The sequence below is a fragment of the Cupriavidus sp. H19C3 genome, assembly GCF_049393815.1.
Classification (GTDB): Bacteria; Pseudomonadota; Gammaproteobacteria; order Burkholderiales; family Burkholderiaceae; genus Cupriavidus.
This window is the reverse complement of sequence record NZ_CP184985.1, coordinates 1,062,589-1,085,373: the sequence shown is the minus strand read 5'-3', so window position 1 is coordinate 1,085,373 and position 22,785 is coordinate 1,062,589. Positions and strand designations below refer to the sequence as shown.

Here is a 22,785-nt window from a genome sequence, read left to right as displayed (position 1 = left end):
TCGCCGGAGATTCAATTTCAGCTCGCGCCAACCGATATGAAGACATGGCGTAACCATCCTGTCACGTGCATCGATAGTCATCGAAGGGCAGCCGGGGTGGTCGGTACGTGCAACAACGCAGGTGCCGGCAAGTCGATATGGAGTATCAGGCGCATTTCTCGCATTGCGGAAATGTTTGTGAATCGAACTTTAACGAGCCTCCGTAAGTCTTTAATCTTGCTAACAATTTCTTTCTTTCCTAAACTAGCGCCATCCTGATGCCGCGCTGCACAGAAGAATCATGTTCCGGACCGATTTCCTTATTTCCCGATTTTTCGGACCCGCTTTCGGCCCTTCGCCCCTGACCCGCCTTGCGACTGCCGCACTGGTGAGCGTGTCGCTGCTGGCCGTGCCGGTGGCGGATGCTGCCGCTAAGTCGAAATCCTCGCAAGTTAGCGGCAAATCCGCGAAGAAGACCGTAAAAGCCTCCAAATCCTCCAAAAAAGTGGCTGCCGCGAAAGAGGCGGGCACGTCCACGCGCAAGGTGATCGTGCTCCGCCATGGCAAGCGCCACGTGGTCGCGCAACGCGCGGCGCCGGTCCGTGCCGCGTTCGTGCCGGCCAAGCCGTCACTGGGCGAGGCGATGGGCCTGCGCGATACCGAGGACGCGCTGGCGTTGCGCTCGTCGGTGGCGCTGGTGATGGACCAGAGCTCGAACGAAGTCCTGTTCCAGAAGAATCCGACCGCGGTGCTGCCGATTGCGTCGATCACCAAGCTGATGACCGCGCTGGTGGTGATGGACTCGCATCTGCCGATGGACGAGGTGCTGACGATCACCGAGGAAGACCGCGACACCGAGAAGCACAGCAGCTCGCGCCTGCGCTTCGGTACCCAGCTCACGCGGCAGGAACTGCTGCTGCTGGCGCTGATGTCGTCGGAGAACCGCGCGGCGTCGGTGCTGGGCCGCAGCTATCCTGGCGGGCTGCCCGCCTTTGTGTCGGCGATGAACCGCAAGGCCCGCGAACTTGGCATGAACGACAGCCACTTCGTCGACTCGAGCGGCCTGTCGAGCAGCAATGTGTCGAGCGCGATGGATCTGGTGCGCCTGGTCAACGCGGCTTATCGCAATCCGACCATCCGCGAGTATTCGACGCAGACCGAACATGAAGTGAACGTGCTGGGCCGTCCCTTGCACTACGTCAGCACCAACCGGCTGGTGCGGGGCGGCAACTGGGACATCGGCCTGCAGAAAACCGGTTTTATCTCGGAAGCGGGTCAGTGTCTGGTGATGCAGGCGCGCGTGAATGGCCGCAACGTGGTAATGGTGTTCCTGGACTCGGTGGGCAAGCTGTCGCGCTTTGCCGATGCGACGCGCGTGCGTGACTGGCTGGAGCATTCGCCGTCGGTGCCGGCGCCGCACGCGTTCCCGAGCTCTCCAAACCTTACGCAGGGCCCTGGCGTGCCGCACGCAGTCCTGGTCTCGCAGCAGGCACGCGGCATCTGACGATCGCCGCAGCCGATTGGAAACGCGCCGGGGCTGGATGCCCACGGCGCGTTTTTTTATGGCGAGCCAGGCGCGCTTGCCGGCGCGCGACTTACAGCAGCTTGCCCGGGTTCATGATCCCGGCCGGGTCGAAGGCGCGCTTGATCTCGCGCATCAGGCGCAGCTCGAGCGGGTCCTTGGTCTCCAGGAAGGCATGGCGCTTGAGCTGGCCGATGCCGTGCTCGGCGCTGATGCTGCCGCCATAGCGCACCACTTCGTCGAGTACCTCGGCGGTCAGCGCCTCACCGTGGCGCGTGGCCCAGTCGCGCGCCGCGCCGGCCGGACGCGACAGGTTGTAGTGCAGGTTCCCGTCGCCGAAATGGCCGAAGATGAACGGGCGGATGTCCGCGTTCTGCGCGCGCAGGCGCGCTTCCATCGTGGTCATGAAGGCGGGGATCTGTTCGATCGGTAGCGAGATGTCGTGCTTGAGGTGCGGGCCGTCCGCACGTTGCGCTTCGGAAATTTCCTCGCGCAGCTTCCATAGCGCCTGCAGTTGCGCGAGCGAGGCCGATACCGCGGCATCGAGGCAGAGCTCGCGTTCCAGCGCGTCGCCGATGACCTGTTCGAGCAACCCGTTGAGCGCGGCTTCGTCGGTGCTGTCGGCCAGTTCCATCAGCACATAGGCCGGGTAGCGTTGCGCAAACGGCTCCTGCACCCCCTCGGCATGCGCGAGCACGAGATCCACGCAGGCACTCGTAAAGAACTCGTAGGCCTGCACGCGCGCGCCGCACCGCTCGAACAGCAACGCGAACAGTTCCAGCGCCTGCCGCGGCGACGCGACTGCCGCGAGCACCACGCTGCGCGTATCGGTGCGCGGAAACAGCCGCAGCGACGCGGCGGTGATCACGCCGAGGGTGCCTTCCGCACCGATCAGCAACTGCTTGAGGTCGTAGCCGGTGTTGTCCTTGCGCAGGGTGCGCAGGCCATGGAACACCTCGCCATCGGGCAGCACCGCCTCCACGCCGAGTACCAGCTCGCGCGTCATGCCGTAGCGCACCACATTGACGCCACCGGCGTTGGTCGACAGGTTGCCGCCGATCTGGCACGAGTCCTCGGCCGCCAGCGACAGCGGCAGCAGGCGGTTGGCGTCCGCGGCGGCGCGGCGCAGGTTGCCGAGAATGCAGCCGGCCTCTGCGACCATGGTATTGGCGATGGTGTCGAGCGAGCGGATCGCGTTCATGCGATCAAGGCTCAGTACCACATTGGCGTCGCTGCCGTCCGGGGTGGCGCCGCCGCACAGCCCGGTATTGCCGCCGCGCGGCACCACGGGCACGTGCGCCTCCTGGCATAGCGCCAGACAGCGCGACACCGCCTCCACCGTGCGCGGCCGTACCACCGCCTGGGCCTGGCCGCGATACATGCCGCGCCAGTCGGCGAGCCAGGGGGCGATATCGTCGGCGCCGGTGAGGACGGTATCGGGACCGAGCGCTTCAGTCAGTCGGGTGGCAAAGGCGGAGCTGGACATGGATGGACGCGGGAAGGAGGGCGCTAGGAAGGAAGGCGCCAGGAAAGGAAGGCGCCAGGAAAGGAAGACGGATAACGCAAACGGGGCGCCCGGGTGAGGGACGCCCCTGCGATGGGGGCAGGCTCAGCCAGCGGCGTGGTGCGCGGAGGCATTGCCACTGCCCGCGCCAGGGCCATCGGTCGCATACCCCATGCCGCGCGAGATCTGCAGCGCGGTGTCCTTGAGGTTCTGCAGCCAACTGTCCTGCAGGCGATCGGCCGGTGCCGACAGCGACAGTCCGGCCACGAGGCGGCGCGAATCGTCGTAGATGCCTGCGGCAATACAACGCACGCCGAGTTCGAGCTCCTCGTTGTCGCGCGCATAGCCGTTGGTGCGCACCCAGTTCAGCTCGCGTTCGAGCTTGGGCAGATCGGTGATCGAGGTCCGCGTATGACCGGCCAGGCCCGTGCGGGTAGCGTAGCTGCGCACGCGCACGGCTTCATCGGCGGCGAGGAACAGCTTGCCCACCGAGGTCAGGTGCAGCGGCGCGCGGCCGCCGATGGCGCGCACCACCTGCATGCCCGAGCGTTCGCTGTAGGCGCGTTCGATATAGACGATCTCGTCGCCCTGGCGTACCGACAGGTTTACCGTCTGGCCCGTCACGCGGTGCAGTGCACGCATCGGCGCGAGCGCCGCATCGCGCACCGACAGGCGCGCCTTGACCAGGTTGCCGAGCTCCAGCAGCCGCATGCCGAGGCGATAGCTGCCCGGGTCGGAGCGGTCCACGAAGCGGCACGCCACCATGTCGTTGAGAATGCGGTGAGCGGTGGAGGGGTGCAGGCCGGTGGCCAGCGACAACTCTTTCAGGCTGACCGGATCGGCATGCTGGGCGAGCGCGTCGAGCAGTGTCATCATGCGTTCGATGACCTGGATCGATGTCTTGCCAGGAGACTTGTCTGCTTCTGCCATGGGAAATGTTGCCATGCGGCAAATTAAGCGGTTGACCGATTCTATCTCGCATCGTGAAAATTTCAATAGGTGAAACGTACCAAATCCGTGCGAAGTCCATATGGCGGGCGATACCCGGATGAGCAGGATTGAGCCGCGGGCTGAACAACTTGAGCCGCGCGCGGCTGGCGGCGCGGCATAATTGCCAGGTTTTGGGTCTGGAAAAGGAAAACGATGCGAGTCGGCCTGTTCGCCACCTGCCTGGTGGACCTCATGCGACCGGAGATCGGCTTCTCCGTGTTGAAGCTGCTGGAAAATGCCGGCTACGACGTGATGGTGCCGGAGGCGCAGACCTGCTGCGGCCAGCCGGCCTACAACTCGGGCGAGCGCGCGGTATCGCGTGATCTGGCCGAGAAATTCCTGCGCGAGTTCGAGATGTTCGACTACGTGGTGGTGCCCTCGGGCTCGTGCGGCGGCATGATCCGCCAGCACTACCAGGACCTGCTGCGCGACGATCCCGAACTGCATGGCCGTTACGAGCGCCTGCGCGAGCGCGTATACGAACTGACGGACTTCCTCGTCAACGTTGCCCGGATCGAGACGCTGGATTCCAGTTTTGCCGGCCACGTCACCTATCACGACTCCTGTTCCGGCCTGCGCGAGCTCGGCGTCAAGCAGCAGCCGCGCGCGCTGCTCGGCAAGCTGCCCGGGGTGACGCTCACCGAGATGAACAACTGCGAGGCGTGCTGCGGGTTTGGCGGCACCTTCTCGGTCAAGTACGGCAATATCTCGACGGCCATCGTCGACGAGAAATGCGCCAATATCCAGGCCAGCGGCGCCGACGCGGTGGTCCTCGGCGACCTCGGCTGCATGCTCAATATCGAAGGACGGCTGCGCCGCTCGGGCGACACCCGCACGCGCGTGCTGCATATCGCGCAGGTCCTGGCCGGCGACGCATAACCAGACGAGCCCACGATGCAAGTCCACAGCATGGAATTCAAGGCGCGCGCCGGCCAGAAGCTGGCCGACCAGCGCCTGCAGCAGAACCTCAAGAAGCTCTCGACCAAGTTCGTGACGGCGCGTGCCGAGGCGATCCAGGCGATCGACTTCGATGCCACGCGCGCCGCGCTCAAGGAGCGCCGCGACCGCGCGCTGGAGAACCTCGATGTCTGGCTGACCACCTTCGAGGAGGCCGCCACCCGGCGTGGCGCCACCGTGCTCTATGCGGAAACCACCGCCGACGCGGCCCGGCTGGTGGCCGAGATCGCGCAGAAGCACGGCGTGCGCAAGGTCATCAAGAGCAAGTCGATGGTGACCGAGGAAATGCGCCTGAACCAGGTGCTGGGCGAGATGGGCGTGCAGAGCGTCGAGACCGACCTCGGCGAATACATCCTGCAGATCAACGATGCGGAGGCGCCGTCGCACATCATCGCCCCCGTGATCCACAAGGACAAGGAAGAGATTGCCGACCTGTTTGCACGCGTCCACAACAAGCCGCGCCTGACCGATGTGTCGGAGATGACGCGCGAGGCGCGTGGCGTGCTGCGGCCCGAATTCCTGTCGGCGGACATGGGCGTGACGGGCGGCAACTTCGTGATCGCGGAAACCGGCTCGGTGGCGGTGGTCACCAACGAGGGCAACGAAGGCATGTGCACCATCATGCCGCGCGTGCATGTGGCCGTGACCGGCATCGAGAAGGTACTGCCAACGCTGGAAGACCTGGCCACCGTGATCCGCCTGCTGCCACGCTCGGCCACGGGGCAGGCCATCTCCAACTATTTCTCGCTGCTGACCGGTCCGCGTGCCGAAGGCGAGCGCGATGGTCCCGAGCATATGTACTTCGTGCTGGTCGACGGCGGCCGCAGCGGTCTTATCGGCGGCGAATTCCAGGAGATGCTGCGCTGTATCCGTTGCGGCGCGTGCATGAACCATTGCCCGGTCTACCAGAAGATCGGCGGCCATGCCTATGGCTGGGTCTACCCCGGCCCGATGGGCAGCGTGCTCACGCCGAGCTACGTCGGCCTGGCCAATGCCGTCGACCTGCCGCAGGCCGCCACGCTCTGCGGCGAATGCAACCGCGTGTGCCCGGCCTCGATCCCGCTCTCCGACCTGCTGCGCAAGCTGCGCGAGAAGCAGATGGAGCGCGGCCTGCGGCCATGGCAGGAGCGCATGGCGCTGCAGGTATGGGGCTATATGGCGCGCCGCCCCGGACTCTATGCATTCGCCACGCGCGTGGGCGCGCGCCTGCTGTCGCGCCTGGGCGGCCGCAGCGGCCTGATCGCGAGTCTGCCGATGGCGGGCAAGGGCTGGACCGAGACGCGCGATATGCCGGCGCCGAGCGGACGGACGTTCCGCGAGCTGTACAAGGAGCGGAGGGTACGCGCATGAGCGGCGATATGGGGAGCAATGCGGAAACGCTGGCGACCATGCGCGCCGCGCTTGACCAGCACGTGGCGGGCGCGCAGCCGGTCACGGCATTGATCGCGGCATGGCGGGGGGCGGCACCCTCGCTGACGCTGCCGCCCGTGTTCGGGCAGGCGATGGAGGAGCTGTTGCGGCGCCTGGAGATGTCGGCGGCGTTTGCGCAGGACAGCTGCTCGTTCTCGAGTACCGCGGTGACCGATCAGTTGCGGCGCTGGCTCGACAAGGCGGCAACGATGTGAGATGCCCACCGCCGCATCGCCATCAAGCCTGGGCGGCGGCGCGCCTCACCTCGCTGATATCGCGCAGGAACCGCGCGAGCACCGGATTGAAAACCTCCGGCGCTTCCCAGAACGGCGCGTGCCGCGCGCCGGGCAGACGGATGCAGCGGTCTTCCCACAGATTGGCGTAGGCCAGGCTGTCGAGGTAGTCGAGCCGCAGGAACGGATCGTCGGCGCCATTCACAACGGCCACTGGCACCGGCAGGTTCTCGACCACCCAGCGCTGATCGACACCGGCACCGGCCCGCGCCGCCTCGAACATGGTCTTGCGCGCAACCCCGTCCGCCCGCGCAAGGGCCTCGCGCAGGAATGGCGCAAATTTGTCGCCGAAGATGGCATGCCCGAACGTATCGATATCTTCGGGCGTGAACTGTTGCTGGCTGCCCAGCCTCATATGCGGCGCGGGCTGGAAGCCGACCGACATGTCGCGGCCGACCGGTGGCGTGCCGCAGATCATGATGCCGCGCACACCGCGGAACTGCGCGGCCATTTCCAGCGCGATATGCCCGCCGAGCGACCAGCCGAACAGCACCACCTCGTCGACCCCGAGCCGGGCCAGCACTTCCAGCGCGGCATCGGCAAAGCCCGGACGCGTATAGGTGCGGATGGGATCGATGGCATTGGCCGATTGCCCGCAGCCGGGCAGGTCGAAGGCGATAAAGCGGTAATGATCGGCCAGCAGGCCGTGCATCTGGTGCCGGAACACGCCTCGGCACGACGAGTTGCCGTGGATCAGCAGGACGGGCAGGTCGCCGCGACCGGATTCCTCGACCGCGATGGCGCCGTGGGACGTATTGAGCGTATAGGGGTTGGGCATGCGGGCCTTCTCGCCAATAAAGCGGACACGGCCCATGCTAGCGGCACTCACGGCGCGCCCCTTTCGCCGCGCAACGGTTCTTTGCCAAAGGAAAACCGCCCGACGCGAACCATCAGGCGTTGGCAGGCAGGCGTTGGCAGGCAGGCGTTGGCGCCCGCCCCGTCCCGCGGGTCAGCCGAGCAGCAGGGCGTCGTCGTCGAGCTGCTCGTGCCGGGTCTGCTCGAACATCTTGAGCAGGTCCGGCACATCCAGCCCCTTGCGCGCCTCGCCCGAAACATCGAGCACCACCTGGCCCTGGTGCAGCATGACGGTACGCTGGCCGTAATCCAGCGCCTGGCGCATGCTGTGCGTGACCATCATCGTGGTGAGCCGGCTTTCCTCGACGATGCGCGCGGTCAGTTCCAGCACGAACGCGGCCGTCTTGGGATCGAGCGCGGCGGTATGTTCGTCGAGCAGCAGGATGCGCGATGGCTGCAGCGATGCCATCAGCAGGCTCACGGCCTGGCGCTGGCCGCCGGAGAGCAGGCCGATGCGATCGGTCAGGCGATTCTCCAGGCCGAGATTGAGCAGGCGCAGCTTGTCGCGGAACAGTTCGCGCGAGGCCTTGTTGAGTGCCGCGCGAAAGCCGCGGCGCGAACCGCGCGCCATCGCCAGCGCCATGTTCTCCTCGATCGTCAGCGCCTCGCAGGTGCCGGCCATCGGGTCCTGGAACACGCGTGCCACCAGGTGCGCACGGTCCCACGCCGGCTGGCGCGTGACATCGGTCTCGTCGATCAGGATGCGGCCCGCGTCGACCATCTGGTCGCCGCTGATCGCATTGAGAAAGGTCGACTTGCCGGCGCCGTTGGAGCCGATCACGGCAACGAACTGGCCGCTCGGGATCTCCAGGCTCAGGCCGCGCAGCGCGCGCGTCTCGATCGGCGTGCCGGGATTGAAGGTGAGCTTGAGGTCTTGTGCACGCAGCATGTCAGGCACCTCCGTTCTTGCGCGCAAACAGCTTCTTGCGCGTGGCCGGCAGCACCAGCGCCAGCGTCACCAGCGCGGCCGTGACGAGGTTCAGGTCCTGGGCCTTGAGGCCAATGAAATCGCTGTTCAGCGCCAGCGCGATAAAGAAGCGGTAGAGGATGGCGCCGAGCACCACCGCGAGCGTGACCCACACCAGCCGGCGTGCCGGCAGGATGGTCTCGCCGATGATCACCGCGGCCAGCCCGATCACGATGGTACCGATACCCATCGAGATATCGCTGCCGCCCTGGGTCTGCGCGAACAGTGCGCCCGCGAGCGCGACCAGCGCGTTCGACAGCGCCATGCCGGCCAGCGTGGCACGGCCGGTGGCGATGCCCTGCGCGCGCGCCATGCGCGGGTTGGCGCCGGTGGCGCGCATGGCCAGGCCGAGTTGCGACGAGAAGAACCAGTCGAGGCCGACCTTGGCCACCACTACCACCACGAGCAGCAGCAGCGGACGCAGGACATAGTCGGGCATCCATTCCGGCTGCAGGATCGTGAACAGCGTCGGCTCGGTGATCAGCGGCACGTTGGGACGTCCCATGATGCGCAGGTTCACCGAGTACAGCGCGATCATCATCAGGATACTGGCGAGCAGATCCATGATCTTGAGCCGCACATTGAGCCAGCCGGTGACAAAGCCGGCCAGCGCGCCCGCGACGATGGCCGCGGCGGTGGCCAGGAACGGGTCCTGTCCGGCCGAGATCAGCGTGGCCGCCACGGCGCCGCCGAGCGGAAAGCTGCCATCGACGGTCAGGTCCGGAAAATTGAGGATGCGGAACGAGATCAGCACCCCGAGGGCTACGAGGCTGAAGATCAGGCCGATCTCCAGGGCACCCAGAAGCGAGAAGAGGGACATGAGGAAATCCTGTTGCGGGGTCCGGCACGCGCGTCGCGCGGGGTAGGGCGCGACGCCGGAACCGTGTCCACGCGGCCCGCCGATCGTGTCGGCGCGGGCCGCGCGAGGCGGGTGGCCGCCGTCGTATCCGTGGCGCCGCTTCCCGGGGTCCCGGGCCGCGACGGCGGCGGCCGGAGCCTTACTTGATGACGGTCTTGGCTTCCTTGACCAGTTCCGGCGCCAGCGTCACGCCCTGCTTCTCGGCCGCGCTGGTGTTGACGAACAGTTCCAGCTTATCGGACGTCTGCGAGGCGATCGCGCCCGGCTTTTCGCCCTTCAGGATGCGCACCACGACCTTGCCGGTCTGGTGGCCGAGGTCGCCGTAGTTGATGCCCAGCGCAGCCACGGCGCCACGCTTGACGCTGTCGGTATCGGCCGCCACCAGCGGAATCTTCGATTCGTTGGCCACCTTGACCAGGGCCTCGTACGCCGACACCACGTTGTTGTCGGTGTTGGTGTAGATCACGTCCACCTTGCCGGCCAGGCTCTTGGCGGCCGGGCCGATATCCACGGTACGCGGCGCGGCGGCTTCCTTGAGCGTCAGGCCCTGCCTGGCCAGCAGGTCCTTCAGTTCCTTGACCACCACCACCGAGTTGGCTTCACCCGGGTTGTAGACCATGCCCACGGTCTTGGCCTTGGGCACCACGCGGCGGATCAGCGCCACCTGCTTGTCCAGCGGCAGCTTGTCCGAGACACCGGTCACGTTGGTGCCCGACGGGCCCCAACCCTTGACCAGTTGCGCGGCCACCGGGTCGGTCACGCCGGAGTAGACCACCGGCACGCTCTTGGTGGCGGCCACCACGGCCTGGGCCGAGGGCGTGGCGATGGCGACGATCACGTTGGGCTGGTCGCCGACAAACTTGCGCGCGATCTGCGCGGCGGTGCCGGTATTGCCCTGCGCGCTCTGGTATTCCCACTTCAGGTTCTTGTCGGCGTCGTAGCCGGCGGTCTTCAGCTCGTCGCGCACGCCGTCACGGATGGCGTCGAGGGCCGGGTGGTCGACGATCGACAGGACCTTGACGGTCTGGGCCTGCACGGCGCCGCCGTAGAGCAGCGCCAGCGCCAGCGCGCCGCCGAGGAGGGTTTGGGAATGGGCAGATGCCTTGAGACGCAGCATGTAATTGTTCTCCCCCGAAGGATGGGATCTCAGGATTGCAGGAAGGGTGCCGTGAACCAGCCTGACAGGCGCGGCACGGCCGTGGCGGATGCCACGACGGGAAGCCTGCGAGGATACCATTTTCGGCGCACGCCGGGCCCCGTTTTAATGCGGCGGCGCGGCATATCGTGCTGAATCTTGCCCTCGGGTGAGGCGCCAGGCGCAGTATATTGCGCCGGATTGCCGATTTCGGCATCGATCCGGCACGGCGCCGTGGCGCCCGCTGCTCAGCGCAGTGCGTTTGCGCAATCGCGTACCAGGGCCGGGCCGCGATAGATCAATCCGCTGTAGACCTGCACCAGCTGCGCGCCGGCTTCGATCTTGGCGCGTGCGTCGGCGCCGCTGAAGACGCCGCCCACGCCGATGATCGGCACCGCCTCGCCCACCACGGCGCGCAGCGCGCGCACCACACGCGTCGAGGCCTCGAACACCGGGCGTCCCGACAGGCCGCCGGCTTCGTCGGCATGGGGCAGGCCCTGCACCGCGGTGCGCGAGATCGTGGTGTTGGTGGCGATCACGCCGTCGATGCCGTGGCGTACCAGTGCGTCACCGATATTGCGCACCTGGTCGTCGTCGAGATCCGGGGCGATCTTCAAGGCGAGCGGCACGTAGCGCCGATGCTGGTCGGCCAGGCGCTGCTGCGCGCTCTTGAGCGTCGACAGCAGGCCATCGAGCTCGCTGGCACCTTGCAGCTGGCGCAGGTTCTTGGTGTTGGGCGACGAGATATTGACGGTGACGTAGCTCGCGTGCGGGTAGACGCGCTCCAGGCAGTACAGATAGTCGTCGGCGGCCCGCTCGATCGGCGTATCGGCGTTCTTGCCGATATTGAGCCCCAGCACGCCGCCCTCGGCCTTCCAGCGCGAGGCGCGCACGTTGGCCACGAAGGCATCGACGCCGCCGTTGTTGAAGCCCATGCGGTTGATCAGCGCCTCGGCCTGCGGCAGGCGGAACATGCGCGGGCGCGGATTGCCCGGCTGCGCGCGCGGCGTGACCGTGCCTACTTCGATAAAACCGAAGCCGAACGCGGCCAGGCCGTCGATATAGGCACCATCCTTGTCGAGGCCGGCGGCCAGGCCGACCGGGTTCGGAAAGCGCACGCCCATCACGGTGCGCGGGTTGTCGGCGATGCGGTTGCCGAGGCAGCCGGCCAGCCCCATGCGCTGCGCGCGCAGCAGGTTGTTCAGCGTGAAATGGTGGGCATCCTCCGCGTCCATCGAGAACAGGGCGGGGCGGAACAGGGGATAGAGCGCGTTGAGCACGTGAGGGGGGCGCGGCCGTGGCCGCCTGGGAGTCGGAATCAGGGCGGCATTGTAACGTGGCGGCATGCGCGCACCGTGCGCGACATGGGGCCCGCGCCGTTGGCCTTGAGGCCCGGCGCATGGGTGGGCCATGGGTGTGGGCCATGGCTGGGCCGTGGCCGGGCGTGGGGGGCGCTCAGCTCCCGTGCGCGCTAATCCCGCGGGGGGCGGGCGGGTCCTCGGCCGTGTCCGTCGCGGTAGGCGTCTCGCGCACCGCGGCGGGCGGCTCGAATGCCTGCCACTGGTTACCTGTCAGCACCTGCAGCGGACGGAAGCGCGCCTTGTAGGCCATCTTGCGGCTGTCGGCGATCCAGTAGCCGAGGTACAGGTGCGGCAGGCCCAACTCGCGCGTCTGGTTGATCTGCCAGAGGATGTTGTAGGTGCCGTAGCTGGCGCCGGTCTCGAGCGGGTCGTAGAACGTGTAGACCGACGACAGGCCGTCGTCGAGCACATCGATCATGCTGACCATGCGCAGCCGTCCCGCTTCGGGCGACCCCGGCGGCTCGCGGAACTCGACCAGACGCGAGTTCACGCGGCTCTGCAGCAGGAACTGCTCGTACTGGTCGCGGCTGTCCTGGTCCATGCCGCCGCCGGCGTGACGCATCGACTGGTACAGCAGATAGAGCGCGTAATGCTCTTCCACGTAGGTGAGGGGAGCCACCAGCGCCTGCAGGTGCCCGTGCTGCCGCCAGGCGCGGCGCTGGCTGCGGTCGGGGCGGAACTGGTCGACCAGCACACGGCACGGCGTGCAGGCATGGCATTCGTCGCAATAGGGGCGGTAGGTGAAGATGCCGCTGCGGCGGAAGCCGGCGCGCACCAGGCGCGAGTAGACATCGGCGTTGATCAGATGCGCGGGAGTGGCCACCTGGGACCGGGCCATGCGGCCGTCGAGGTAACTGCAGGCATACGGCGCCGTTGCATAAAACTGCAGCGCGGAAAGCGGAAGTTCCTTGAGCTTGCTCATGGCATCGGGCGCGGCCCCCCGGGGGAAGACCGCCAGAAAAGGACCACCGGAAATGGACCGGGAGATCCCGGTCGGAAAGTGTGCCTGGATGGAGTCTATCAGAGCCTTCCGGGCTCAGGTCGAGGGCTTTCGCGGGCGGACGTGCGCAGTTCGGGCGCGCGGCGCGCGCCGGGGGGAGTCAGGTTGGCGCGGTGGCCCAGGCCCAGTGCGCGAGCACGCCCTTGTCGAAGTTCCACGGCGCGATGTCCTGCTGCGCGGTGGCCACGCGCACATGCGCAAGAAACTCGGCGCGCGCGATGGGGCGCGCGCCCAGCGAGGCGAGATGCTCGGTTTCCTGCTGGCAATCGATCATGCGCACGCCGTGCCGGACCAGGAACGCGCATAGCGCGGCGAGCGCAATCTTCGAGGCGTCGGTGCGGTGCGCGAACATCGACTCGCCATAGAACATGCGCCCCAGCGCCACGCCATAGAGACCGCCCACGCGCTCGCCGCGGTACCAGGTCTCGACCGAGTGCGCGAGGCCGTTGCGGTGCAGCGCGCCATAGGACGCGACGATCTCGTCGGTGATCCAGGTGCCGAACTGGCCGTCGCGCGGCGTCATCGCGCAGGCGCGCATCACCGCCAGGAAGTCGTCGTCGACGCGCACTTCCCAATCGGGATCGCGCAGCACGCGCCGCAGGGTCTTGCGCAGGGTGGTGGACACGCGCAGCGCCTCGGGTGGCAGCACCATGCGCGGATCGGTGCTCCACCACAGCACGGGCTGGCCTTCGGAGTACCACGGAAAGATGCCCTGGCGGTACGCCAGCAGCAGCCGCTGCGGCGTGAGCTCGCGGCTGGCCGCGAGCAGGCCGGGAGCGTCCGAGTCCGGACCCAGCGCCCGCTCGACCGGCGGAAACGGGTCCTGCGGGTCCAGCCAGGTGATCATGCCGTCAGGGGGTGACGGTGGCGCGGCTCGTCAGCGGCCGCATCGGCTTGTCGATGTCGAGGCTGTGCAGCCGGAAGCTGCCATCGGCCAGCCGGCCGGCGGCGCGGTCGGCAAAGAAGCTGCGCAGGGTATGGATCACGGTCGGAAAGGCCAGCTCGTCCCACGGCACATCGGCTTCCTCGACCAGCTTGACCTCCAGGCTTTCCTCGCCGGGCGCGATGTCGAGGTCCTCGAGCTGCGCGAGATAGAACAGGTGGACCTGGTGGACGTGCGGCACATTGAGCATCGAGAACAGCTCGCCGATCCGCACGCGCGCGCCGGCTTCCTCGAGCGTTTCGCGCGCCGCGGCCTGGGCGGTGGTCTCGCCGATTTCCATGAAGCCCGCGGGCAGCGTCCAGAAGCCATAGCGCGGCTCGATCGCGCGCTTGCAGATCAGGATCTTGTCTTCCCAGACCGGAATGGTGCCTACGACATTGCGCGGATTGACGTAATGGATGGTGCCGCAGTTGTCGCACACGCTGCGCGGGCGGTTATCACCATCAGGCACGCGCAACACGACCGCATGACCACAGTTCGAGCAGAATTTCATGAGGGGCGTCCGGGAGGAATGGCGCCAAGTGTATCACCGCGCCGACCGTTGCCCCGCGTGCCGATAGCCGGCGTCAGGCGCCGGTATCGGCTGGCGCCGCCATCAGCGGCCGCTGCTGCCTGGGGCCGGCATGGTGCCGCCCGGTGTGGTACCCGGCATGGTGCTGCCAGGGGTCGTGCCGGGGGTGGTGCCCGGCGCCGTGCCCATCTGCCCGCTGCCGCTGCGGGTGCCGCTGCTGCCGCTAGTGCGCCCGTCGTGCGTGCCGTTGCGGCGCATGTCGCGCGACGAGTCGCGTGTCATGCCCGGTTGCTTGCCGGAGCGGGTGCCAGGGGCGGCGGTTGCGGGAGTATCGCCGGGGCCCGTGGTGCCGGTGGCCGAGCCGGAGCTGGTGCCCGGCGCGCCGCCCATGCCGGTGCCCGTGCCGGCGCTGCCGCCGCCCGCGCCCCCCGCGCCGCCACCGCCCCCGCCGCCTTGGGCCCAGGCCGTGCCGCTCGCCAGCATGGCGCAGGTCATCCAGATTGCCATCGTCTTGCGTGTCGTCATGATCGTCTCTCCGTTTGCCAAGTGAGTGATGGAGCCATGACTTGCGCAAGACTCATTCCCGCGCGTGGGACGTGCGGTGCGCCACTTTACGGAGCGGGGTTGCAACTCGCACCGGCATGGGTGCAGATATTGCGCGGCGGGAGGGAGTCAGCGGGTGACCGCGGAGAAGCGAGCAGGCGGGAGAAAAGAAATGAGCGGGGGAGCGAATACGCCGCGCGAAACCGAGGGAGAGGAGGGCGTCGCAAAAAAGGCATCGCAAAAAAAGGCGCAAAACAAAAAACCCGCTGAAGCAGCGGGTTTGATGGTTCGACGACGATGTTGGCGATTGGTTGCGGGGGCAGGATTTGAACCTGCGACCTTCGGGTTATGAGCCCGACGAGCTGCCAGACTGCTCCACCCCGCGTCCGTCGAAGCTGAGAGTATATGACAATCGATTGCGCATTGCAACACCGACTTTCCATGCGCGCGCCAGACTCGCGTAGATCGGGGTGGTGCGTGGGCGCTCGGTGGGCGCTCCATGCGTGACCTGCGCACGCAATGTTCCACTGCTCAACCTCTGCTTGGATCGCATTGCGCGCGCGAGGTTCATGCGGCCGTGCGTTGCCACTGTGCGGCTTCGAATTCGAAGCTGTCGCGCTGCTGCAGATCGTCGCGTTGCCAGATCACGCGATCGCGCCGCACGGTCAGCATCCATGTGGTGGTGGCGAGCGGGTTGGGCTGATCGAAGGCGCGCGGCGTCAGCACTGCGGCGGCCGGACCATGCGCGGGGTCGCGCACGGAGGTATAGCGGATCATGCCGAGGCCTGCCTCGCGGGCCACGCGAGCAAAGGCCTGGCACGGCGCGTGGTTATCGGGATCGGTCCACTGCGCGGCGTCTTGCGCGAATGGTGACGCATCGAGTGCGATGCCCTCGGTGCGGACGCTCACCTGGAACAGGGTCTGCGCGCGGGCATCGATGCGCGGCAGGGCGGGGCTGTCGAGCAGAAAGCGCCAGCGCCAGTAGCCAAGCTCGGCGCAAGCGGTGCGAATCTCGGCGGTGCCGTAGAACACGCCGGGGTCCTGCGCGGCGCGAAAGCGCGAGCCCCATGGCGAGGGGGGATAACGGAACGGCGTAAAGATCAGGTAGTGCAGGGTGCGCGCATCGGCGGGAACCTGCGGCTTGCCGGCATCGAGCACGCGCTCGAGCACGGCCTGCTCGTCGAGGCTGTCGACCAGCGGCATGGTCGAGACCACATGCTGGGCCTCTACCGCCCGCCACAGCGTGAGCGCGAACGGCTGGCGCTCAGATGCGACCGCGGGTGGCGTCCAGGTAGTGAACGACACGTACGAGACCTTCGGTGGTGCGGATCAGTTCGAGCGGCTTGCCGCCCAGCGCGAGGTTATCGTGAGTCAGCCACAGGCGGGCCTGTTCGTCATGGCCAAGGATGGCATCGAGCGAGCGGAACAGGCGCACGAACAGCACGCCGAACTCCCATTCCTTGCGATGGGCGTCGAGGATGTAGCCGCCGGAAGCCATGCGCGACACCGAGGCGGTGCTGATGCCGAGCACGCTGGCCACTACGGCCTGGCTGATGCCGAGAAAGCCGGCCGCGCGCATCACGGCCTTAGTCAACGTGGTGCCGGGATCGGGCCCGGCGGTGGGATCTGACTCCGGAATCTGCCTCGGTTGCATCGCCTCTGCTCCTGCCTCCGCGCCTGCCTGTGCGTTTGTTTCTTCAGAAACATTATAGGCAGCCCGTTTCAGAAGGGAAGGAGCTTCTGAGGTCGGCGCCGCCTATGAGCCCGTGTCCACCGTGTCCGATGTGCAGTGCAATATAGTGCGCCGTTTAATGTTGTGAAATATAGTGCATTAGATGTGTCGGCGCCATTGCAGGCCCGGCGGGGGCACTGGAGCGTGGTACCACTCGCGCGGTCGTCCGCTCAGGCGCCAGCCTGGCGCAATTGCGCGCGCAGCGCGGCCAGCGAGGTGCTGGCGTCCTGCCCGCTGGTGTCGATGGCGAGGTCGGCGCGTGCGTAGAGCGGGGAGCGCGCCTGCAGGATGCGTCGCAGGTCGGTCATGGCCTCGCGGTTGCCCTCCATGGGGCGCATATCGCCCTGCGCCACCACGCGCGCCATATGCTCCTCGGGCGTGGTGCGCACCCAGACCGTGTAGCAGTGCGACAGCAGCAGATTGAAGGTGGCTGGCTCGGACACGAGACTGCCCGGGGTGGCCAGTACCATGGCGTCGTGCTCGCGCAGCACGCGTTCCAGTGCGCGCAGCTCGTAGCGGCGATAAGCGGCCTGGCCATACAGCGAATGGATCTCGGACAGGCTGGCGCCGGCCTCGCGCTCGATGGCGGCGTTCAGCTCGACGAAGGGCAGGTCTTCCGCCGCCGCCAGGGCCCGTCCCAGGGTGGACTTGCCGGCGCCGCGCAAGCCGATCAGCGCGATGCGGCGATGCCGCGCGGACGGTGCGGCGGCGGGCGCCAGTGACTGCCGGGCGGCATCGCGTACGCGCGCGAGGTCGGCGGCGGGCAATTGCGCGAGCCACTGCACGAGCTGCGAAAAGTCGGTGGCGCGCTGGCCGGTGGCGGCCCCGCTCTCGGCCTGCCCGTCGACTTCGGCGAGCACGACGGGCAGCGGCACATCGAGCGCCCCCGCGACCTGTCGCAGCAGCAGTACCGAGGCGTTGCCGGTACCGGTTTCGAGGTTGGCCAGATAGCGCTCCGAGACTCCGGCGCCGCGCGCCAGGTCCTTGCGCGACATGCCGCGCGCGGCGCGCAGCGAGCGGATGCGCTCGCCCAGTTGGGTCAGGTAGGGGTCGCGCGCGGCGGCGGTGGCCGCGCTGGCGCGCTCTTCCGGGATCGATGCGGGATGGGACTGCGGATCGGGATCGCGGCGCATGCGTGTTGAGTGGAAATGGGCGGCGGCTCGTGACCGGCTGGGTCGCATTATACGGAGCGGTTACCGTCGCGATGAATCCTGCCATGGGACCCCCACTACGGGACCCTCCCGCCCCAGGGCGCGGCCAAAAGGTGCCATATAGTGCATACCCTTGCTTGCATAATAGATGATATGAAATAAAATGCATCAACCGCGGCGGCCATGGGGTTGTGACGCCTCGGCTGTCGAGACAATCAGACAACCTGCCGACGTCCGGCCCGGCATCCCGATGGACCGACCGGCCCAGAGGAGTGGAGACATGATGCCCCCCATTTCCGTCACCGCGCCCGCCGGCGCCGCCCACGCCGCCATGCACCCGGCGGCTGCGGCGCCGGATGGCAGTGGCATGGCCCCCGCCCCGGTGGTGACCGAACTGCCGCCGCGCTATAACGCCGCGCACGACCTGCTGTCGCGCAATCTTGCCGCGGGGCGCGGCGCCAAGGTGGCCTATATCGACGATGCCGGTGCGATCACGTTTGCGGCGCTGGACCAACGCTGCCGCCGCTTTGCCGCGGCGCTGCGGCACGCCGGTTTTCGGCGCGAGGAGCGCGTCCTGCTGTGCGCGCTGGATACCATCGATTTCCCGACCGCGTTCCTCGGCTGCCTGCTTGCCGGCGTGGTGCCGGTCGCGGTCAACACGCTGCTGACCGCCGAGGACTACGCGTACATGCTCGATCACAGCGGCGCGCGCGCGGTGGTAGTCTCGGCGCCGCTGCGTCCCGTCATGACGGCGGCACGCGCGCGCGCCGGGGCGGCAGCCCAGCTGATCGTGGCTGCGCCCGGGCATGATGAGGGCAGCGAGGGCAGCGAGGGCGATGCGGGAGCCCGCACCACCACCGTTGCCGCCATGGTGGCCGCGCACCAGGCCACCGCCGAAGTCGCCAGCACCGGCCCCGACGACATGGCGTTCTGGCTCTACTCGTCGGGCTCGACGGGGCGTCCCAAGGGCACGGTCCACACGCACGCCAACCTGTTCCATACCGCCGATCTATACGCGCGCCAGGTACTGGGCCTGCGTACCGACGACGTGGTGTTCTCGGCCGCCAAGCTGTTCTTCGCGTATGGCCTCGGCAATGCGCTGACCTTTCCGCTCGCGGTGGGCGCCACCACGTTGCTGATGGCGGAGCGGCCCACGCCGCAGGCGGTGTTCCGCCGCCTGACCGCGCATCGGCCCACGGTCTTCTGCGGTGTGCCGACGCTGTTCGCCGGCATGCTGGCGGCGCCCGATCTGCCGCCACGCCGCGAGGTGGCCATGCGCGTCTGCACTTCGGCCGGTGAAGCGCTGCCGCGCGATATCGGCGACCGCTTCCACGCGCATTTCGGCTGCGACATCCTCGACGGCATCGGCTCCACCGAAATGCTCCATATCTTCCTGTCGAACCGCCCGGGCGAGGTCCGCTACGGCACGACGGGCAAACCCGTGCCTGGCTACGAGCTCAAGCTGCTCGACGAACGCGGCGAGCCGTGCGCGCCGGGCGAGATCGGCGATCTCTATATCAAGGGGCCGTCGGCGGCGCTGATGTACTGGTGCAATCGCGACAAGAGCCGCGATACCTTCGTGGGCGCATGGACGCGCAGCGGCGACAAGTACTTTCGCGACGAGGACGGCTACTACGTCTATGCCGGCCGCAGCGACGACATGCTCAAGGTCGGCGGCATCTATGTCTCGCCGTTCGAGGTGGAGGCAGCGCTGGCGCAGCATCCCGCCGTGCTGGAGGCCGCCGTGATCGGCGTGAGCGACGCCGAGGGGCTGGTCAAGCCCAAGGCATTCGTGGTGCTGCGGCCCGGCCAGCCATGGCACGACGGCATGGCCGCCGAGCTGCAGGCGTTCGTCAAGGCGCGGCTGGCGCCGTACAAGTATCCGCGCCTGATCGAATGCGTGGACGAATTACCGAAGACGGCCACCGGCAAGATCCAGCGCTTCCGCCTGCGTCAGCGCGAGGAAGCCGCCGGACGTGCGTGAGCAGCCGGGAGCCCGCATGCCGGACAACCAGGTAACCATTCCGTTCGACGGCCGGCAGATCGACCTCGAGATCCAGTGGCTGGGCACGGCGGACGTGGAGCGACCGCTCGTGGTATTTCTCCATGAGGGCCTGGGCTCGGTCAGCATGTGGCGCGATTTTCCGCGGCGCCTGTGCGAGGCGGCCGACCTGCGCGGCCTGGTGCTGTCGCGCTATGGCTATGGCGCCTCCACGCCGCGCCCGGCGGCGGAGAAGTGGGGCGTCGATTTCATGCACCGGCAGGCGCGCGAGGCGCTGCCGGCGCTATTCGAGGCGCTGCAGATCGGCCCCGGCCGCCGCCATGGCGCACCCTGGCTGCTCGGCCATAGCGACGGCGGCTCGATCGCGCTGATCCATGCCGCCAGCTTTCCGCGCGCCGTGGCCGGGCTGGTCGTGCTGGCGCCGCATATCGTGGTGGAGGACCTGTCGGTGCGCAGCATTGCCGCCACGCGCGAGGCCTATCTGCATACCGACCTGCGCGCACGCCTGGCGCGCCATCACGCCGACGTCGACTCCGCGTTCTGGGGCTGGAACGACATCTGGCTCGACCCGGCCTTCCGCGCGTGGGACCTGCGGCCGTTGCTGCCGCAGATCCGCTGCCCGGTGCTGGCGGTGCAGGGCGAGGACGACGAGTACGGCACCATGGCGCAGATCGAGGGTATCCATCGATATGCCCCGCAGACGGCGCTGCTTAAACTCGCGCGCTGTGGGCATTCGCCGCAGCGCGACCAGCCGGAGGCGCTGATCGCGGCGGCCACCGCCTTCATGGCGCGGCACCACGGCAGATGAGCGCGTATCACGGCACCGACGACAACCTTCGAGCTTAGAACAATGCGGCCGCCGCACCGGTCCGGGGCAAGACCCCGGCCGGTGCGCGCCGGTCCACCGGCCACAGACCAACAGGAGGAGAACCCATGCATCGTTTCACGTCGTGCTTCATGTCGCGTTGCCATTGGCGCGCGCGTCTGCCGGCCGTGGTGGCCGCTACCGCGCTGACCGTCGGACTGGGCGCCGGACCGGCCGCACCCGCCGCGCAGGCGCAGACGCCGGCCAGCCGCATCAAGGTGGGTTTCATGCTGCCGTACACGGGTACCTATGCCGCGCTCGGCACCGCCATCGAGAACGGCTTTCGCATGTATGTCCAGGAGCAGGGCGGCAAGCTCGGCGGGCGCGAGGTCGAGTACTTCAAGGTCGACGACGAATCGGATCCGGCCAAGGCACCCGAGAACGCCACCAAGCTGATCCGCCGCGACCAGGTCGATGTGGTGGTGGGCACGGTGCATTCCGGGGTACAGATGGGCATCGTCAAGGTGGCCAAGGAAAACAACACGTTGCTGATCATTCCGAATGCCGGTGCCGACGAGGCCACCGGCCCGCTGTGCGGCGCCAATATCTTCCGCACCTCGTTCTCTAACTGGCAGCCGGGCTATGCGATGGGCCAGGTGGTGGCGGAGCGCGGCCTCAAGCGCGTGGTGACCCTGACGTGGAAGTACGCGGCCGGCGAGCAGTCGGTCAAGGGCTTCAAGGAAGCGCTCGAGGCCAAGGGCGGCAAGGTCGTCAAGGAGTTGAGCCTGCCCTTCCCGAACGTCGAATTCCAGGCGCAGATCACGGAGATCGCCTCGCTCAAGCCGGATGCGGTCTTCGTGTTCTTTGCCGGCGGCGGCGCGGTCAAGTTCGTCAAGGACTGGGCCGCGGCCGGGCTCAAGGACAAGATTCCGCTGTATGCATCGGGCTTCCTGACCGACGGCACGCTCGAAGCGCAGGGCGGCGCGGCGCAAGGCCTGGAAACCACGCTGCACTATGCCGACGGCCTCACCAACGCGCGCGACAAGGCGTTCCGCCTCGACTATGCCAGGACCTACAAGCTGCAGCCGGACGTGTACGCGGTGCAGGGCTACGATGCCGCGCAACTGCTGGCCGCCGGCGCCAACGCGGTCAAGGGCGACATGACGCGCAAGGCCGACCTGTTCAAGGCGATGGGGGCGGCGCGCGTCGACAGCCCGCGCGGCGCGTTTACGTTGTCGAAGGCGCATAACCCGGTGCAGGATTTCTACCTCCGCAAGGTCGAGGGCCGCGAAAACAAGGTCAGCGCCGTGGCGGTGCGCGCGCTCGCGGATCCCGCGCGCGGCTGCCGCCTGTAATCGAGCCCAGGGGTGGCATGGACGTCGTTTCCTTCCTGATCCAGTGCCTGAACAGCGTGCAGTACGGACTGCTGCTGTTCCTGGTGGCGAGCGGGCTCACGCTGATCTTCGGCATCATGGGCGTGATCAATCTCGCCCATGGCAGCTTCTACATGCTGGGCGCCTACCTGGCCTTCACGCTGGCCGGCCTGACCGGCAGCCTGTTCGTGGCGCTGCCGCTCGGCATCGCGCTGGCGATCGTGTTCGGCTACCTGCTCGAATGGCTGTTCTTCAGCTATCTCTACCAGCGCGACCATCTGCAGCAGGTACTCATGACCTACGGCCTGATCCTGGTGTTCGAGGAGTTGCGCAGCATTCTGGTTGGCGACGACGTGCACGGCGTGCCGGTACCGGCGCTGCTCGACGGCGCGCTGCCGATCGGCAACGACATGACCTATCCGGTCTACCGGCTGTTTATCTCCGCGGTCTGCCTGCTGGTGGCGGGCGCGATGTATTACGTGATCCGCCGCACGCGGCTCGGCATGATGATCCGCGCGGGCGCCGCCAACCGCGAGATGGTGCAGTCGCTCGGCATCAACATCACGCTGCTCTATCGCTTTGTATTCGCGCTGGGCGTGGCGCTGGCCGTGCTGGCCGGGATGATCGCGGCGCCGGTATCGTCGGTCTATCCGGGCATGGGCGGCCAGGTGCTGATCGTCTGCTTCGTGGTGGTGGTGATCGGCGGCATCGGCTCGGTAAAGGGAGCGCTCGTGGCCTCGTTGCTGCTCGGCTTTGTCGATACCTTCGGCAAGGTGTTCTGGCAGGACGCCGCGGGCGTGCTGATCTACCTGTTCATGGCCGTGATCCTGCTCTGGAAGCCCCAGGGGCTGTTCCGCGCCGGCTGAGCGCGGGAACCTGAAGACACATATGTC

General features: G+C 67.5%; 22 protein-coding genes and 1 tRNA gene. 8 read left to right on the top strand and 15 right to left on the bottom strand.

Annotation, left to right across the window (positions count from 1 at the left end):
* Window positions 1–280: 280 nt before the first annotated feature.
* Complete coding sequence (gene pbpG / locus DFLDMN_RS04880) at window positions 281–1,483, top strand: D-alanyl-D-alanine endopeptidase (RefSeq protein ID WP_423197359.1); 1,203 nt, start codon at window positions 281–283, stop codon at window positions 1,481–1,483.
* Window positions 1,484–1,574: 91 nt separating this feature from the next.
* On the opposite strand, the gene DFLDMN_RS04875 is transcribed toward pbpG, so the two are convergent.
* Both DFLDMN_RS04875 and DFLDMN_RS04870 read right to left on the bottom strand, forming a co-directional pair.
* Window positions 1,575–2,987: an FAD-binding oxidoreductase gene (locus DFLDMN_RS04875; protein WP_423197358.1), complete on the bottom strand. Its 1,413-nt coding sequence runs from the start codon at window positions 2,985–2,987 to the stop codon at window positions 1,575–1,577.
* Between the two features lie 123 nt (window positions 2,988–3,110).
* Entirely contained in the window at window positions 3,111–3,935 is an 825-nt protein-coding gene (locus DFLDMN_RS04870) for an IclR family transcriptional regulator (protein ID WP_423197357.1), read from the bottom strand.
* 213 nt (window positions 3,936–4,148) lie between these two features.
* Here DFLDMN_RS04870 and DFLDMN_RS04865 point away from each other — a divergent pair, with 213 nt between their 5' ends.
* The 3 genes from DFLDMN_RS04865 to DFLDMN_RS04855 are packed head-to-tail and all read left to right on the top strand — an operon-like array spanning window position 4,149 to window position 6,577.
* Entirely contained in the window at window positions 4,149–4,874 is a 726-nt protein-coding gene (locus tag DFLDMN_RS04865) for a (Fe-S)-binding protein (RefSeq protein WP_423197356.1), read from the top strand.
* 15 nt (window positions 4,875–4,889) lie between these two features.
* Window positions 4,890–6,302 carry a LutB/LldF family L-lactate oxidation iron-sulfur protein gene (locus DFLDMN_RS04860; protein ID WP_423197355.1) on the top strand — a complete coding sequence of 471 codons (1,413 nt, stop codon included), beginning with the start codon at window positions 4,890–4,892 and terminating at the stop codon, window positions 6,300–6,302.
* A gap of 8 nt (window positions 6,303–6,310) precedes the next feature.
* Window positions 6,311–6,577, top strand: coding sequence for a hypothetical protein (locus DFLDMN_RS04855; protein ID WP_423198321.1), 267 nt, complete (start codon window positions 6,311–6,313; stop codon window positions 6,575–6,577).
* A gap of 22 nt (window positions 6,578–6,599) precedes the next feature.
* Here DFLDMN_RS04855 and DFLDMN_RS04850 read toward each other — a convergent pair whose 3' ends face one another.
* The 13 genes from DFLDMN_RS04850 to DFLDMN_RS04790 form a co-directional block, all read right to left on the bottom strand.
* Entirely contained in the window at window positions 6,600–7,484 is an 885-nt protein-coding gene (locus DFLDMN_RS04850; RefSeq protein ID WP_423197354.1) for an alpha/beta fold hydrolase, read from the bottom strand.
* 120 nt (window positions 7,485–7,604) lie between these two features.
* A complete protein-coding gene (locus tag DFLDMN_RS04845; RefSeq protein ID WP_423197353.1) occupies window positions 7,605–8,399 on the bottom strand; it encodes an ABC transporter ATP-binding protein in 795 nt (264 codons plus the stop codon).
* Window position 8,400: 1 nt separating this feature from the next.
* On the bottom strand, window positions 8,401–9,297 hold the full coding sequence (locus DFLDMN_RS04840; protein ID WP_423197352.1) for an ABC transporter permease: 897 nt from the start codon (window positions 9,295–9,297) through the stop codon (window positions 8,401–8,403).
* Between the two features lie 178 nt (window positions 9,298–9,475).
* Window positions 9,476–10,453: an ABC transporter substrate-binding protein gene (locus tag DFLDMN_RS04835; protein ID WP_423197351.1), complete on the bottom strand. Its 978-nt coding sequence runs from the start codon at window positions 10,451–10,453 to the stop codon at window positions 9,476–9,478.
* Between the two features lie 266 nt (window positions 10,454–10,719).
* Window positions 10,720–11,751, bottom strand: coding sequence for a quinone-dependent dihydroorotate dehydrogenase (locus DFLDMN_RS04830; protein WP_423198320.1), 1,032 nt, complete (start codon window positions 11,749–11,751; stop codon window positions 10,720–10,722).
* Between the two features lie 175 nt (window positions 11,752–11,926).
* Window positions 11,927–12,754 (bottom strand): arginyltransferase, encoded by an 828-nt coding sequence (locus DFLDMN_RS04825; RefSeq protein WP_423197350.1) that lies wholly within the window; start codon window positions 12,752–12,754, stop codon window positions 11,927–11,929.
* 178 nt (window positions 12,755–12,932) lie between these two features.
* Window positions 12,933–13,679 (bottom strand): leucyl/phenylalanyl-tRNA--protein transferase, encoded by a 747-nt coding sequence (aat, locus tag DFLDMN_RS04820; protein WP_423197349.1) that lies wholly within the window; start codon window positions 13,677–13,679, stop codon window positions 12,933–12,935.
* A 4-nt stretch (window positions 13,680–13,683) separates the two neighbouring features.
* Window positions 13,684–14,268: an NUDIX hydrolase gene (locus DFLDMN_RS04815; protein ID WP_423197348.1), complete on the bottom strand. Its 585-nt coding sequence runs from the start codon at window positions 14,266–14,268 to the stop codon at window positions 13,684–13,686.
* Between the two features lie 102 nt (window positions 14,269–14,370).
* On the bottom strand, window positions 14,371–14,811 hold the full coding sequence (locus DFLDMN_RS04810) for a hypothetical protein (RefSeq protein WP_423197347.1): 441 nt from the start codon (window positions 14,809–14,811) through the stop codon (window positions 14,371–14,373).
* A gap of 326 nt (window positions 14,812–15,137) precedes the next feature.
* Window positions 15,138–15,214: transfer RNA gene (locus DFLDMN_RS04805), tRNA-Met, on the bottom strand.
* A 182-nt stretch (window positions 15,215–15,396) separates the two neighbouring features.
* Window positions 15,397–16,134, bottom strand: coding sequence for an RES family NAD+ phosphorylase (locus DFLDMN_RS04800; RefSeq protein ID WP_423197346.1), 738 nt, complete (start codon window positions 16,132–16,134; stop codon window positions 15,397–15,399).
* Window positions 16,094–16,483 (bottom strand): MbcA/ParS/Xre antitoxin family protein, encoded by a 390-nt coding sequence (locus DFLDMN_RS04795; RefSeq protein ID WP_423197345.1) that lies wholly within the window; start codon window positions 16,481–16,483, stop codon window positions 16,094–16,096. The genes DFLDMN_RS04800 and DFLDMN_RS04795 overlap by 41 nt, the downstream gene beginning before the upstream one ends.
* A 248-nt stretch (window positions 16,484–16,731) precedes the next feature.
* Complete coding sequence (locus DFLDMN_RS04790) at window positions 16,732–17,694, bottom strand: helix-turn-helix transcriptional regulator (protein WP_423197344.1); 963 nt, start codon at window positions 17,692–17,694, stop codon at window positions 16,732–16,734.
* Window positions 17,695–17,992: 298 nt separating this feature from the next.
* Here DFLDMN_RS04790 and DFLDMN_RS04785 point away from each other — a divergent pair, with 298 nt between their 5' ends.
* From DFLDMN_RS04785 to DFLDMN_RS04770, 4 genes are all read left to right on the top strand, one after another.
* Window positions 17,993–19,696 (top strand): benzoate-CoA ligase family protein, encoded by a 1,704-nt coding sequence (locus DFLDMN_RS04785; RefSeq protein WP_423197343.1) that lies wholly within the window; start codon window positions 17,993–17,995, stop codon window positions 19,694–19,696.
* A 16-nt stretch (window positions 19,697–19,712) separates the two neighbouring features.
* Window positions 19,713–20,522, top strand: coding sequence for an alpha/beta fold hydrolase (locus tag DFLDMN_RS04780; RefSeq protein WP_423197342.1), 810 nt, complete (start codon window positions 19,713–19,715; stop codon window positions 20,520–20,522).
* Between the two features lie 125 nt (window positions 20,523–20,647).
* On the top strand, window positions 20,648–21,874 hold the full coding sequence (locus tag DFLDMN_RS04775) for an ABC transporter substrate-binding protein (RefSeq protein ID WP_423197341.1): 1,227 nt from the start codon (window positions 20,648–20,650) through the stop codon (window positions 21,872–21,874).
* A 17-nt stretch (window positions 21,875–21,891) separates the two neighbouring features.
* Complete coding sequence (locus tag DFLDMN_RS04770) at window positions 21,892–22,758, top strand: branched-chain amino acid ABC transporter permease (RefSeq protein WP_423197340.1); 867 nt, start codon at window positions 21,892–21,894, stop codon at window positions 22,756–22,758.
* Window positions 22,759–22,785: the final 27 nt, after the last annotated feature.